The organism is Gillisia sp. Hel_I_86, assembly GCF_007827275.1.
In the GTDB taxonomy this organism is placed as follows: domain Bacteria; phylum Bacteroidota; class Bacteroidia; order Flavobacteriales; family Flavobacteriaceae; genus Gillisia.
This window is the reverse complement of record NZ_VISE01000001.1, coordinates 3,346,251-3,359,468: the sequence shown is the minus strand read 5'-3', so window position 1 is coordinate 3,359,468 and position 13,218 is coordinate 3,346,251. Positions and strand designations below refer to the sequence as shown.

General features: G+C 38.2%; 12 protein-coding genes and 1 tRNA gene. 5 read left to right on the top strand and 8 right to left on the bottom strand.

Annotation, left to right across the window (positions count from 1 at the left end; genetic code table 11):
* Positions 1-35: 35 nt before the first annotated feature.
* Together mnmA and JM83_RS15105 are read left to right on the top strand one after the other, a co-directional pair.
* Positions 36-1,223 carry a tRNA 2-thiouridine(34) synthase MnmA gene (gene mnmA, locus JM83_RS15110; protein ID WP_144962977.1) on the top strand — a complete coding sequence of 396 codons (1,188 nt, stop codon included), beginning with the start codon at positions 36-38 and terminating at the stop codon, positions 1,221-1,223.
* Positions 1,224-2,046: 823 nt separating this feature from the next.
* Positions 2,047-2,988 carry an NAD(P)H-dependent flavin oxidoreductase gene (locus JM83_RS15105; RefSeq protein WP_144962976.1) on the top strand — a complete coding sequence of 314 codons (942 nt, stop codon included), beginning with the start codon at positions 2,047-2,049 and terminating at the stop codon, positions 2,986-2,988.
* On the opposite strand, the gene JM83_RS15100 is transcribed toward JM83_RS15105, so the two are convergent.
* From JM83_RS15100 to guaA, 4 genes are read right to left on the bottom strand one after another with little or no spacing between them, the layout of a single operon-like run.
* Entirely contained in the window at positions 2,985-3,536 is a 552-nt protein-coding gene (locus JM83_RS15100; RefSeq protein WP_144962975.1) for a DUF922 domain-containing protein, read from the bottom strand. The genes JM83_RS15105 and JM83_RS15100 overlap by 4 nt on opposite strands.
* A 3-nt stretch (positions 3,537-3,539) precedes the next feature.
* Positions 3,540-3,938, bottom strand: coding sequence for an OsmC family protein (locus JM83_RS15095; protein ID WP_144962974.1), 399 nt, complete (start codon positions 3,936-3,938; stop codon positions 3,540-3,542).
* Between the two features lie 6 nt (positions 3,939-3,944).
* Positions 3,945-5,978 carry a LysM peptidoglycan-binding domain-containing protein gene (locus tag JM83_RS15090; protein ID WP_144962973.1) on the bottom strand — a complete coding sequence of 678 codons (2,034 nt, stop codon included), beginning with the start codon at positions 5,976-5,978 and terminating at the stop codon, positions 3,945-3,947.
* Between the two features lie 39 nt (positions 5,979-6,017).
* Complete coding sequence (gene guaA, locus JM83_RS15085) at positions 6,018-7,550, bottom strand: glutamine-hydrolyzing GMP synthase (RefSeq protein ID WP_144962972.1); 1,533 nt, start codon at positions 7,548-7,550, stop codon at positions 6,018-6,020.
* Between the two features lie 82 nt (positions 7,551-7,632).
* Here guaA and JM83_RS15080 point away from each other — a divergent pair, with 82 nt between their 5' ends.
* Positions 7,633-8,358 (top strand): SIMPL domain-containing protein, encoded by a 726-nt coding sequence (locus tag JM83_RS15080; protein WP_144962971.1) that lies wholly within the window; start codon positions 7,633-7,635, stop codon positions 8,356-8,358.
* Between the two features lies 1 nt (position 8,359).
* On the opposite strand, the gene JM83_RS15075 is transcribed toward JM83_RS15080, so the two are convergent.
* A complete protein-coding gene (locus tag JM83_RS15075) occupies positions 8,360-9,001 on the bottom strand; it encodes a DsbA family protein (protein ID WP_144962970.1) in 642 nt (213 codons plus the stop codon).
* Positions 9,002-9,055: 54 nt separating this feature from the next.
* Here JM83_RS15075 and JM83_RS15070 point away from each other — a divergent pair, with 54 nt between their 5' ends.
* Entirely contained in the window at positions 9,056-9,601 is a 546-nt protein-coding gene (locus JM83_RS15070; RefSeq protein WP_144962969.1) for a pyridoxamine 5'-phosphate oxidase family protein, read from the top strand.
* Positions 9,602-9,880: 279 nt separating this feature from the next.
* Here JM83_RS15070 and JM83_RS15065 read toward each other — a convergent pair.
* The 3 genes from JM83_RS15065 to JM83_RS15055 form a co-directional block, all read right to left on the bottom strand.
* A tRNA-His gene (locus tag JM83_RS15065) sits at positions 9,881-9,956 on the bottom strand.
* A gap of 58 nt (positions 9,957-10,014) precedes the next feature.
* Positions 10,015-10,731, bottom strand: coding sequence for a bacillithiol biosynthesis deacetylase BshB1 (bshB1, locus tag JM83_RS15060; protein ID WP_144962968.1), 717 nt, complete (start codon positions 10,729-10,731; stop codon positions 10,015-10,017).
* A gap of 27 nt (positions 10,732-10,758) precedes the next feature.
* Positions 10,759-11,922, bottom strand: coding sequence for a trans-sulfuration enzyme family protein (locus JM83_RS15055; protein WP_144962967.1), 1,164 nt, complete (start codon positions 11,920-11,922; stop codon positions 10,759-10,761).
* Positions 11,923-12,139: 217 nt separating this feature from the next.
* Between JM83_RS15055 and JM83_RS15050 the strand changes: the two genes are divergently transcribed.
* Positions 12,140-13,192: an NAD(P)-dependent alcohol dehydrogenase gene (locus tag JM83_RS15050; RefSeq protein WP_144963803.1), complete on the top strand. Its 1,053-nt coding sequence runs from the start codon at positions 12,140-12,142 to the stop codon at positions 13,190-13,192.
* Positions 13,193-13,218: the final 26 nt, after the last annotated feature.

Sequence of the window (13,218 nt, the reverse complement as noted above, 5' to 3'; positions counted from 1 at the left end):
AATCTCGGACTTACCGAAGTGATTGATGTTATAATATGAAAAAAGTAGTTGTAGGCTTATCAGGGGGTGTAGATTCCAGTGTGACCGCATATTTGTTGCAGCAAGAGGGGTATGAAGTGATTGGTTTGTTTATGAAGAATTGGCACGATGACACCGTAACAATTTCTGATGAATGCCCATGGTTGGACGATAGCAACGATGCCATGATGGTTGCTGAAAAACTGGGAATTCCATTTCAAACGGTGGATCTAAGCGAGGAATATAAGGAACGGATTGTAGATTATATGTTTCGGGAATATGAACTGGGTAGAACCCCCAACCCCGATGTGCTTTGTAATAGGGAAATAAAATTTGATGTCTTCATGAAGATCGCGCTTTCTTTGGGAGCCGATTATGTAGCAACAGGACATTACTGTAGAAAAGGGATTATTGAGAAAGACGGGGAAACCATCTACCAGCTTTTGGCAGGAAAAGATGATAATAAAGACCAGTCTTATTTTTTGTGTCAGCTTACCCAGGAACAGCTTTCTAAAACCTTGTTCCCAATCGGGGAACTTTTAAAGCCCGAAGTTCGTAAAATTGCCGCGGAACAAGATTTGATCACTGCCGATAAAAAAGACTCTCAGGGACTTTGTTTTATTGGAAAGGTGAGATTGCCAGAATTTCTTCAGCAGAAACTGAAAGCAAAAGAAGGCGTAATTGTGGAAATAGATTCCCAGAGAGAACAATATCAAGAGCTACCAGATAACTTCAGCTCTAAAACTGAAGAATTGGAACAACTTTCAAGGAAATTCCAATATGAATTAACAGACGGAAAAGTTGTTGGAAAGCATCAGGGTGCACACTATTTCACTAAAGGACAAAGAAAAGGCCTGGCAGTTGGTGGAACCCCGGAACCTTTATTTGTGATAGATACAGATGTAGATGAGAACATCATCTATACCGGTCAAGGAAAAGAACATCCAGGATTGTTTAGAAAAGCCCTTTTTGTATCGAACAAGGAAGTTCATTGGGTGCGTAAAGATCTGGCAATTGCGCCAGATACCGAATTAAAAGTACAGGGAAGAATTAGATATAGGCAAGAATTACAGGAAGCTACTTTGCATCAAACCGAAAATGGCCTTTATGTGGTTTTCGAAAAAGCACAATCTGCTATTACCGAAGGACAATTCGTTGCTTGGTATCTGGAAGATGAGTTAGTAGGCTCTGGAGTGATTTCTTAAATTAACAAGAAATACAATCCTTTTACAGGGATTGCCACGAATGCACGAATGTAAAATTATTATATTCGTGGCTTTTAAATAAAGTCAAATGTATATCTGTAAAGTATCATAAAGTGTTATATAACGTCATTCTGAACTTGTTTCAGAATCCAACTACACTAAGAATCAATAGAGTAGCTTGAGACCCTGAAATAATCCCGAAAGCTTTCGGGACAGGGTGACGAAACAACTATAGGATAAAAAACGGATATACGAATGGTTTTAATATATATCCGTAATAAAATAATAAAATTACGTCATTCTGAACTTGTTTCAGAATCCAACTACACTAAGAATCAATAGAGTAGCTTGAGACCCTGAAATAATCCCGAAAGCTTTCGGGACAGGGTGACGAAACAACTGTAGGATAAAAAACGTATATACGAATGGTTTTAATATATATCCGTAATAAAATAATAAAATTACGTCATTCTGAACTTGTTTCAGAATCCAATTACACTAAGAATCAATAGAGTAGCTTAAGACCCTGAAATAATCCCGAAAGCTTTCGGGACAGGGTGACGAAACAACTATAGGATAAAAAACGTATATACAAATGGTTTTAATATGTATCCGTAATAAAATAATAAAATTACGTCATTCTGAACTTGTTTCAGAATCCAACTACACTAAGAATCAATAGAGTAGCTTGAGACCCTGAAATAATCCCGAAAGCTTTCGGGACAGGGTGACGAAACAACTATAGGCTAAAAAACGTATATACAAACAAAGCGAAACATAGTCTAGATATTCCTAGAATTTGAATAACATTGAACCATAAAATATGCAGAATAGAATTACCCAACTCTTCAATATAAAATACCCTTTAATTCAGGCAGGAATGATCTGGGCAAGTGGATGGAAACTGGCAAGCGCAGTAAGCAACAATGGCGGATTGGGAATAATCGGGGCAGGTTCTATGTACCCGGAAATCCTTAGAGAACATATCCAGAAATGCAAAAAAGCCACCAACAAGTCATTTGCCGTTAATGTGCCTATGTTGTACCCAGATATAGATAAGATCATCAAGATCATTATTGAAGAAGGGGTTCAAATTGTTTTTACCTCTGCAGGAAATCCTAAAACCTGGACCAAACACCTACAAGATCATGGCATCAAAGTAGTTCACGTAGTAAGCAGTGTAAAATTCGCATTAAAATCTCAAGAAGCAGGAGTAGATGCTGTAGTTGCCGAAGGTTTTGAAGCAGGAGGGCATAATGGTAGGGATGAGACCACAACTTTCACCCTGATCCCAATGGTCAAAGAGCAACTGGAAATCCCACTTATCGCCGCCGGAGGAATTGCAACTGGTAGAGGAATGCTTGCCGCAATGGTTCTAGGAGCAGATGGCGTGCAAATTGGTTCTCGCTTCGTGGCAAGTAATGAAGCGTCTTCTCATCCAAATTTCAAAAATAAAGTGGTGGAAGCCAAAGAAGGGGATACGCAATTAACTTTAAAAGAACTTGCACCCGTTCGCATGCTGAAAAACAAATTTTTTAATGAGATACAAGCTTTGTATCAGACTGCTCCCACAAAAGAAGAACTGATTAGCTTACTGGGACGCGCCCGTGCCAAAAAAGGGATGTTCGAAGGGGATCTGGATGATGGCGAATTAGAAATAGGCCAGATTTCAGGATTGATACATGATATAAAACCAGCAGGAGAAATTATTCAGGAGATTATTTCAGAATTTGAAACCGCTAAGCAAGAGGTAGCTAGCTTTTAAGAGCTAAAGTCTTCAAACTTATTCAACTCCTCTTCAACAAAATGCCGCCATCCAAGTTCTGCTTCTTCGTTTAAACTGTGATTGGTCTCCTTATCGAAGGCGTTTTGCATAGCACTACGCTCCTTATCTATTTTCTCATAGAATGTATTCAGATAATCCCGGGAATCTTTATTGAGTTTAGTTCCATCTACACTAGCCAATATTTTTCTCAATTTTCGGGCATGTAGTTCTGATATATCGAAGTGAAGCTGTTCATGCTTCAGCAAATACCCGTTTTTTGAAGCTGGCTGCACCCAACTTTGTGCTGGATAAAAAAAGGCTTCCACTTTATAGTCCAGCTCCATTCTCTGCACCGTTCCTTTTAAGCCCCACGAGTAAGAAAGACCTGTATTGGTATTAGCATGAAAAAGTGTTTTTTCAAGAGGTACTCCCTGAAAATCTTCCCATGACAAAAGAGTTGCTTCGCTCCAATAAATTTTTAAATCCCCAGTTTGTGCAAAAGCAGGTCCCGAAATAGTTAAAAACAATATGGAGTAAAAAATCTTCAACAATTAATAGTTAAAAGTGATGTTTTTAATGATATCTGGATGAATACTTTGGATCACCGGGCATGTTCTAGCAGAATTCTCCAGCAAGGTTTTATCCCTATCGGTTAATTCTCCTTTTACATTTACAAGAACATCTATTTTAGAGATTCTTCTGGGATTAGCCTCCATGTGTTTGGTAACCTCTGCAAAAGTTCCTTTTATATCCAGCTCATGCTCATTGGCTTTAATTCCCATGATTGTAAGCATGCACGAGGCCAAGGCAGTAGCTACGGTATCTGTTGGAGAAAATGCTTCTCCCTTTCCATTATTGTCCAAAGGGGCATCGGTAATAAATTTATTGCTGCTCTGGATATGCTCACATTCTGTTCGGAGATCCCCTTTATAAATCACTTTTGAAGTCATGGTTTTTTATTTGGCAATGCTAAGGCTAAGATCTTTATTCATCTGCATAATATAGATCGCATCATTATAAAAACCGCCATTGGTTTTAGGCTTATAAAGGAATTTATTCTCAACATATTCTGTGATAATATTGGCATTTACAGATTCTTCTATAGTTCCCATTGCTGCAAGTCTTAGTAAGACATCCAACGTAAGGTCATAGCCACGAACGGTATATTTATTTGGAACATATCCATATTTAGCTTTATAGGCATCTACAAAACTATCGGCTACAGATTCGTCAAATTCTTTATATTCCGAAGGAAAATGGAACGTCAGTTCTCCTAAATGTTCATTATTGACTACATCACTTTCAAAAGTGTTGTTTTTATAGGTAGTAAACAGCGTAATCCTATTATTTCTTGCCAATCTATTTAATGCTGAAGTTGCACTTCCAAGCAAAGCAATATTTTCAGATTCCAAGATCACCCAGTTTTCACGGGATTTATCCAGTACAGATGCTAAAGTACCTTCTGTAATATTATTTGATTGTGGGTTTAGGATTCGTGCACTAGGCAAGGAACCCACTAATTTTGCTTTTATAGCAGAAGAAGCTCCATCTGCCACTATAATTACATTCTTTCCTTGAGAATTATTCTGAAGGTAAACGATCATTGCCTCCCGCAACATATCATCACTTGGCCGGGATTGGTATAAATTCGGGATCGCCCTTAACTCCCTATTGGTCATCGGTGAGATCACAGGCACCCTTAATTTCATCAAACTGGATGCAGCTTCCTCTGATGTTGCTTGCAAAAGCGGGCCAATAACCGCATCTACATTTCTAAAATCGTTGGCAGCAATCGTTTGTGACACTTTTCCCGAGCTATTCTGAGTATCATAAACACGAAGGTTTGTAGAGATCCCCAATTCCTTAGCTCGTTCTATTGCCATTAAAGCACCACTATAAAAGTCTAAAGAGATACGCAATACTCGATCCTTTTTAATTAGCTCTTTAGCATTGGAAATAGAATCGTTATTAATTTTGCTGAGGTTATAAGGAAGCATCAAAACCAGGTTCTTTGTATCGTAGTTTTTGATGTTTTTGGAAAGATCCATTTTAGACATTTCTGAAGCTGGCAATGGGTTTTCGCCTAAATCCGCTATATCCTCCAATTTATTTCCTTTAGCATCTTTGGTTGGCACTTTAAGGATCATCCCCCATTTTAACCCATCTTTTAAGGCTGGATTCAAGGCGATTAAAGAATCGTCGTCTATTTGAAACCTTCTGGTAAGACCATACATGGTCTCCTGTGGTTGCACTTCGTAAAACTCATAGGCATCATTGGTTATAATTACAGGCTGATCCAGTACATCTGTATTCACCCTAATCATTGTTCCCGGCTGTAAAACTCCAGCCCTTGGATTAAGTTCATCCAATTCCTTTACGGTCATCCCATATTTGCGGGCGATCCCATATTTGGTTTCTTTGGGAAGAATAATATGTTCCCTTGTTTGCCCCGTTTGTGCAGAAGGTTTTGTTTGAGCACTAGATCTGGAATTGGTACCATCTGGATTTCTCTCCTCAATTATAACTTTCCCGGGAGCCGGTCTTTCTTTTCTTTCAGAAATTATCACTTTTCCGGGAGCAGTTTCTTCAATTACAAATACCGGAATTTGGATGGTTTCCCCATTCTGTAGTTCTTTTGAATATAATTGCTTGTTGTATTTCTTGATATCTTCCACACTCACTCCATATTGCTTGGAGAGACTATATAAAGTTTCTTTTTTCTGAACTTTATGCGAATTAAAACTCACAGCTTTTTTTACAGCGGTTTCACTTTGTTCCAAAGACATAGGAATTACCAACTTTGCATTTACTTGCAAACCTTCCTTGGCTTCAGGATTTAGTTTAAGCAGTGTTTCTTGGCTTATATCGTATTTTTTGGAGATACTGTATACGGTTTCCCCAGCGGCAACGGTATGATATTGATATGCCTGACCAAAGGCATTAGTGGTAAGAACTTGAAAGAACAAGCAAATAATAATTACAAACCTCATCTGTTATTTTTTTTCTGATATTAAATTAATGCCGAATTATTATTCCCATTCTATCGTTGCAGGCGGTTTAGAACTTATATCGTACACTACTCTATTAACGCCTTTTACCTTATTTATTATGGTATTGGATATTTTTTGTAGGAATTCATAGGGTAAATTCACCCAATCTGCTGTCATTCCATCGGTAGATTCTACCGCTCGTAAGGCTACTACTTTTTCATAGGTTCGCTCATCCCCCATTACCCCAACAGAATTCACGGGTAACAATATCGCTCCCGCTTGCCAGACCTTATCGTACAACATCCATTCTTTCAAACCATTTATAAAAATAGCATCTACTTCCTGAAGGATCTTTACTTTTTCTGCGGTTACGTCTCCTAAGATCCGTATTGCCAATCCAGGACCAGGAAACGGATGTCTTCCCAATAATTCTTTTGCAATCCCAAGTTCTGCTCCTACCCTTCTCACCTCATCCTTAAATAAAGAACGCAACGGCTCCACAATCTTAAGCTTCATAAAATCTGGTAAACCACCAACATTATGATGTGATTTTATGGTTGCTGAAGGTCCTCCGGTAGCCGAAACAGATTCTATTACATCTGGATAAATAGTTCCCTGCGCTAAAAATTTCACACCTTGGATCTGGTGTGCCTCATCATCAAAAACTTCAATAAAGGCATTCCCGATCTTTTTTCTTTTCCCTTCAGGATCACTTATCCCAGCCAAGGCATCCAAGAAACGTGCCGAAGCATCTACTCCTTTCACATTCAAGCCCATATCCTTGTACTGATGGAGAACGCTATCGAATTCATCTTTTCTTAACAAACCATTATTAACAAAGATACAATACAGGTTTTTTCCAATGGCTTTGTGCAATAACACGGCAGCAACCGAAGAATCTACTCCCCCGCTCAGGCCAAGAACCACTTTATCGTTTCCTATCTTTTCTTTTAATTCTGAAACCGTGATATCCACAAAAGCTTCAGGTGTCCAACTTTGCTCCACTCCAGCAATTTTTACCAGAAAATTCTCTAAGAGTTGCTTTCCGTCTGAGGTATGATAGACTTCGGGGTGAAATTGAATACCAAATGTTTCTTCGCCATCAATTTTATAGGCCGCATTCAGCACATCGGTAGTACTCGCCAAACGCACAGCCTTTGTGGGCAATTCTTTAATCGTATCACTATGGCTCATCCAAACTTGGGAATTCTCGGTAATGTCTTCAAACAAAACTTCCGCATCTTTAATTACAGAAAGATTTGCCCTTCCATATTCCCTGGTTTCTGAAGGCTCTACTTTTCCCCCGTGAAAATGAGCTAGATATTGAGCACCATAGCACACAGCCAATAAAGGCATTTTACCCCTGATTTCTGAAAGATCTGGGTGTGGTGCATCTTCTGCCCTTACAGAAAAAGGACTTCCAGAGAGGATAGCCGCTTTATAGCTGGAAAGGTCTTTTGGCGGCTTGTTGTATGGGTGGATTTCGCAGTAGATGTTGAGCTCTCTAACCCGTCTTGCAATTAGTTGTGTATACTGGGAACCAAAGTCTAAAATAAGTACGTTTTGTTGCATGCGCAAAAGTAAGAATTTGAACGAATAATGTCCTAGCAGAATTATTATTTTATATCTTTAAATCTATCCAATATAAACATTTATGAAATATCTGGTCGCTATCATATTCTCCATAGCCATTGTATTGGCTTCTTTCTTGTTGGGAAATGCATATATAAAGAGGGCGCAACCAGTTGGGGTGATCTCTGTGACCGGATCTGGAAGTGAGAATTTCACATCGGACCTTATCGTTTGGGAAGGGCGGTTTGTAAGGGTTTTTCCTGTTCTAAAACAAGCCTATGCCGATTTAAATTCAGATAAGGAAACCGTAAGAAAATATTTGATTGAAAAAGGGATTCCTTCAGAAAATATCGTGTTCAATTCTGTTCAGACCAATGAACAACGGGAAAATCAATATCAAAATGGAAACTATGTGGGTAGTGTTTTTAAGGGCTACGAGCTAATCCAATCTGTTAAAATTGAATCTACCAATGTGGAATTGATAGAATCTGTATCCCGGGAAATCACAGAATTGCTGAATAAAGGGGTACAATTCAACTCAACTCCCCCAAGATATTATTACACCAAATTAGCCGATCTTAAGATAGAAATGATTTCCAAAGCAACCGAAGATGCACGTTTGCGAGCAGAGAAAATTGCCGAGAACAGTGGCGGAAACCTAGGAGACCTCAATAATGCCAGTATGGGGGTTTTCCAAATCACTGGTCAAAATAGCGGAGAAGATTATAGCTGGAGCGGCGCTTATAATACTCAGGATAAAAAGAAAACCGCCTCTATTACCATGCGTTTGGAATATAAAATTGATTGATCTACTCTGGAGATGCTAGCACCTGTTCTAACGTAGCATGTAATTGGTCAAAAGGTACAAACCCTTGCGCAATCAAATAATAATTATCATCCTTCTTTAGAATTACAGAAGGAAATCCGGTAACACCAAAATTTGCAGCCAACTTAAAATCTTCCAAGGTTTTTTCCTTATAAAGCGGGTCCTCAAATTTTCTCTTGAAATCTTCAGGATCAAAATCATAGACTTTTAGATATGGAATATATGCTTCAACAGAATTCCAATCAAACCCATCAAAATAAACAGCTTCTTGGATAGTTGCAGCAAAATTGAGCGCTTCCTCGGGTTTTAGATCCTTCACTATAGACAATGCAATTGAAGGCGGGATAGAATCCAACATTCTATTGCCATCTTCCAAGACAGCCATGAATTTATCACCAAATTCAACACCGGTCCTCTCTGTAACGTTCTTATAGGCACCCTTCAAATAATCTCGAATTGCACTTACTGGTTGCTTTCTCTCACCCGATTGCATTCCTCCAGAAATCACCTGAAAATCGAACTGCTCATCATATAAGGATTTTAACTTTTTAATTACTGGAGAAAAGCCATAACACCAACTACAAAGTGGATCATATACGTAATATATTGTATCTTTAATCATCATTTTTTCTCTTTAAAAACAAAGATACATTTTCACATTTCAAATAGATTTAAGCTTATGTTAAACGACTTATTTCAAGAAGCATGGACAGCGTTAAAATTTGCTGCATCGGGGAAAGAGCATCCTTTTAATTATTGTAGCCTGGCCACAGCTGGAAAGAATGGTACTACTAGACAACGCACTGTTATTTTGCGTGGGGTTACCGAAGAGAAAAGTTTGTTGTTTTATACAGATTTTCGATCTACGAAGATCAAACAGTTAAAACAAAACCCTAAAGCCAATGGGTTGTTTTACGATCCCAAAAATCAGCTTCAACTTATAATTAAAGGGAATATTTTAATCCATACAGATGATGATGCTTGGGAAGAACATAAAGATAAAATAGACGGAAAGGCTATTAATTACTACAATACCCTATTGCCGCCAGGGAAGCCAATTAAAAATCCGTTTTCTGTTGAAAGGGGCAAAAAACTGCATTTTGGATTGTTGGAATTTAAACCAGTAAGAATGGAGTTTTTAAAAATAAAGCAAGACTCTAATCACCTACGGGCACGATTCAGGTTAGATGAAGGCATTTGGAAACAAACATTTTTGGTGCCCTAGATTTATAACATACTACACCCTGTTAAAGAGATTCCTCCTTCGTCGGAATGACAAATATGAAGGTCACTTCAAACGGAGACGAGAAGTCTTTACGATAAAAATGCAATGTCATTCTGAACGCAGTAAAGAATCTCATTGAAGCAACAAACCCTCTAATAAAACGAGATCCTTCCTTCGCCAGGATGACAGATCAATGCGATCCTGTCTCAATAGCTATCGGGATTCTCGAAAAATCTAAAAACAAAAAAAAACTCCTTAGTTTCCCAAGGAGTTAAAAAAGGGTGGAAGACCGGGTTCGAACCGGCGACCCTCGGTACCACAAACCGATGCTCTAACCAGCTGAGCTACAACCACCATTTATTCGCGGATGCAAATGTATATTTTTTCTATAATTCCTCAAAGAAAAAATGAAATTAAATTAGGTCAAAAATGGAATCTACTGCGGGATAGCGTTCTACGGTAAAACCTTCTGCATGCTCAGTTCCAATTAGACGCCCCAAGTCCCGCGCACGGTAGGTTATACTATCAAAAAAATTGTCGCTGGAGATAGGAGTATTGGGTTCTTTGCTCTCCCTATCAAAAAATTGCGTTTTATATGCTTTTACAGAATTCATCTTAACATCCATATATCCCGTAATATCTACCACAATATCTGGAGTTATATTTTTCCACTGAATATAATGATATACATGTTTTGGTCTCCATGGTTCCTGCCCTGCACCATCTTCACTTGTTTCTATTTTTCTAAGTCCGCTTAAAAAGCAAGCATCACTTACTAAACTGGAGCCTTTGCCATGGTCTATATGCCTATCGTTTATCGCATTGCAAAACACTATTTCGGGCTTATATTTTCTAAGGCTCCTTATTATTTCCAATTGGTGTGCTTCGTTATTGACAAAGAACCCATCCTTAAATTTTAAATTTTCCCTAATTTCCAAGCCTAATATTTTAGATGCATCTGCGGCCTCTTGGTCTCTGGTTTCAGCAGTACCGCGAGTACCCAATTCTCCACGCGTAAGGTCTATAACCCCAACTTTTTTTCCTCTTGCAACTTCCTTAGCAATTGTTCCGGCACAACTCAACTCAATATCATCGGGATGTGCTCCAAAAGCCAATAAATCTAATTTCATATAGTATATTCTCTAATTTATTTTTGTTTAAACTTTTACTTGTTTTAGTGAGGCAAATGCTTGCTCTAAATCGGCAATAAGATCTTCCTTTTCTTCAATCCCTACGGAAAAACGCATTAGTCCATCTTTTATTCCTTGCTTGGTACGTTCTTCAGGAGTTAATAATGCATGAGAAGTCAAGGTTGGTGAAAGGATAGTGGACTCCACTCCTGCCAAACTCATGGAAGGTTTGATCATTTTCAATTTTTTTTGAAATAAAGAAGCTTGTAAACCTTCTTTCAACTCAAAAGACAGCATTCCGCCGAAACCCCTCATTTGAGATTTTGCCAATTCATGATCTGGATGGGATTTTAATCCTGGGTAATATACGCGCTCTACATCTTCATGCTTTTCAAGATATTTAGCTATTTTTTTAGCGTTTTTATTTTGGGCTTTAACCCTCAAGCCCATGGTTTTTATGCTTCTTTCCAAAAGCCAAACAGTATAATCGCTTAAATTACCTCCCAAATTCTTGGCCAATTGAAAAATGGTGTCTATAAGCTCTTCTGAAGAAATAACAGTACCGGCCAAAATATCACTATGTCCGCCCATATATTTTGTAGCAGAATGGATAACCACATCAATCCCAAAATCGATTGGATTTTGATTTACGGGGGAAGCAAAAGTATTATCTATCATGCTCACCAAACCATGCTCCTTGGCAATTTTCGCTATTGCATTGAGATCTGTAATGGTAAGCAATGGGTTTGAAGGCGTTTCTATATAAATAACCTTTGTGTTCCCTTTGATCTCAGCTTTAAAACTTTCCGGTTTCGAATCTGTTGTAAACGAATAGGAGATTCCAAATTTTTCAAATTCTTCGACTACCAAATTACTGGTCCCGCCATAAAGGGTATTTTGCAGCACAACATGATCTCCATTATGTAAAAATGCCATTAAAGAGTTGCTCACTGCCGCCATCCCACTTCCAAAGATCAAAGCAGCTTCCCCATTTTCCAGGGCAGCCATCTTCTTGGCCAAAGCCACCTGGTTTGGAGTATTGAAATATCTTGGATATCGCTTTACCTCAACATCTTCAAAAGCATACGAGGTAGACATATACAATGGAGAAACGGCTCCTTTAAACTGAGTGTCTTCCAATTCGCCGGCATGAGTGCACCGAGTATTAATTCCGGGTTTCTTGTTGTTCATAAGCTGAGTTTGTTTTGTAAGCTAAAAATTTGCTCTAATGTAAAAAGAATTTATCTAAACTCATTTCAACAAAAGCCAATATCACCATTTATTCTTAGAAATAATAACCTGTGTTAATATATTGAGTTAAACTTAGTTTAAAGTCGTCCGTAGCCAGTATGCCACGGGTTGTATTTTGTATCTTCGAGTCCGTAAAAAATTAATGAAAAAGAAGATTATGAGCGAAGTTAAAGCATATGCAGCGTCATCTAAAACCGCAGAATTAGAGCCTTTTAGATTAAAAAGAAGGGATATCACCAAAGAAGATGTAGAAATTGATATTCTATATTGTGGGGTTTGCCATAGTGATATACATACCGTAAAAAACGATTGGAAAAACTCTCAATATCCTGTTGTTCCTGGACATGAAATTGTTGGACGTGTAACCAAAGTTGGTGAGAATGTTAAGAATTTTAAAGAAGGTGATCTTGTTGGGGTTGGTTGTATGGTAGATTCTTGCCAAACCTGTGATTCTTGTAAAGAGGATTTGGAACAATATTGTGAGAATGGCGCAACCTATACTTATAATAGTAAAGACAAGCATCTTGGGGACCATACATTTGGTGGATACTCAGAAAAGGTGGTTGTAGATAAAAAATTCGTGTTGAACGTTCCTGAAAATTTAGATATAGAAGCAGTAGCTCCACTTCTTTGTGCTGGAATTACAACCTTTAGCCCACTTAACCACTGGAATGTAAAAAAAGGAGATAAAGTTGGAGTAATTGGCCTTGGTGGATTAGGACATATGGGAATTAAGTTTGCTCATGCAATGGGCGCACATGTGACAATGATTACAACATCTCCAGGAAAAAGTGGTGATGCAAAAAAATTGGGAGCAGATGAAGTTTTGATCTCCAAAGATGAAAAGCAAATGAAAGACCACGCCAACTCGTTCGATTTTCTTTTGAACACTGTTCCCGTAGGACATGACGTAAACCCATATATTGGTTTATTAAAACGGGATGCAACCATGGTACTGGTGGGAGCGATAGAACCTTTGGATCCTATTCACGGTGGCGGACTAATTGCAAGTAGAAAAACTATTGCAGGATCGCTTATTGGAGGAATCAAGGAAACTCAGGAAATGTTGGATTTTTGTGGAAAACACAATATAGTTTCGGATGTGGAAATGATAGATATTCAGAATATAAATGAGGCTTTTGAAAGGGTTCAGAAATCTGATGTGAAATATCGATTTGTAATAGATATGAAATCGCTTAAGAGTAGTTAGATTTTCAAATAAATATTTTAAATGAG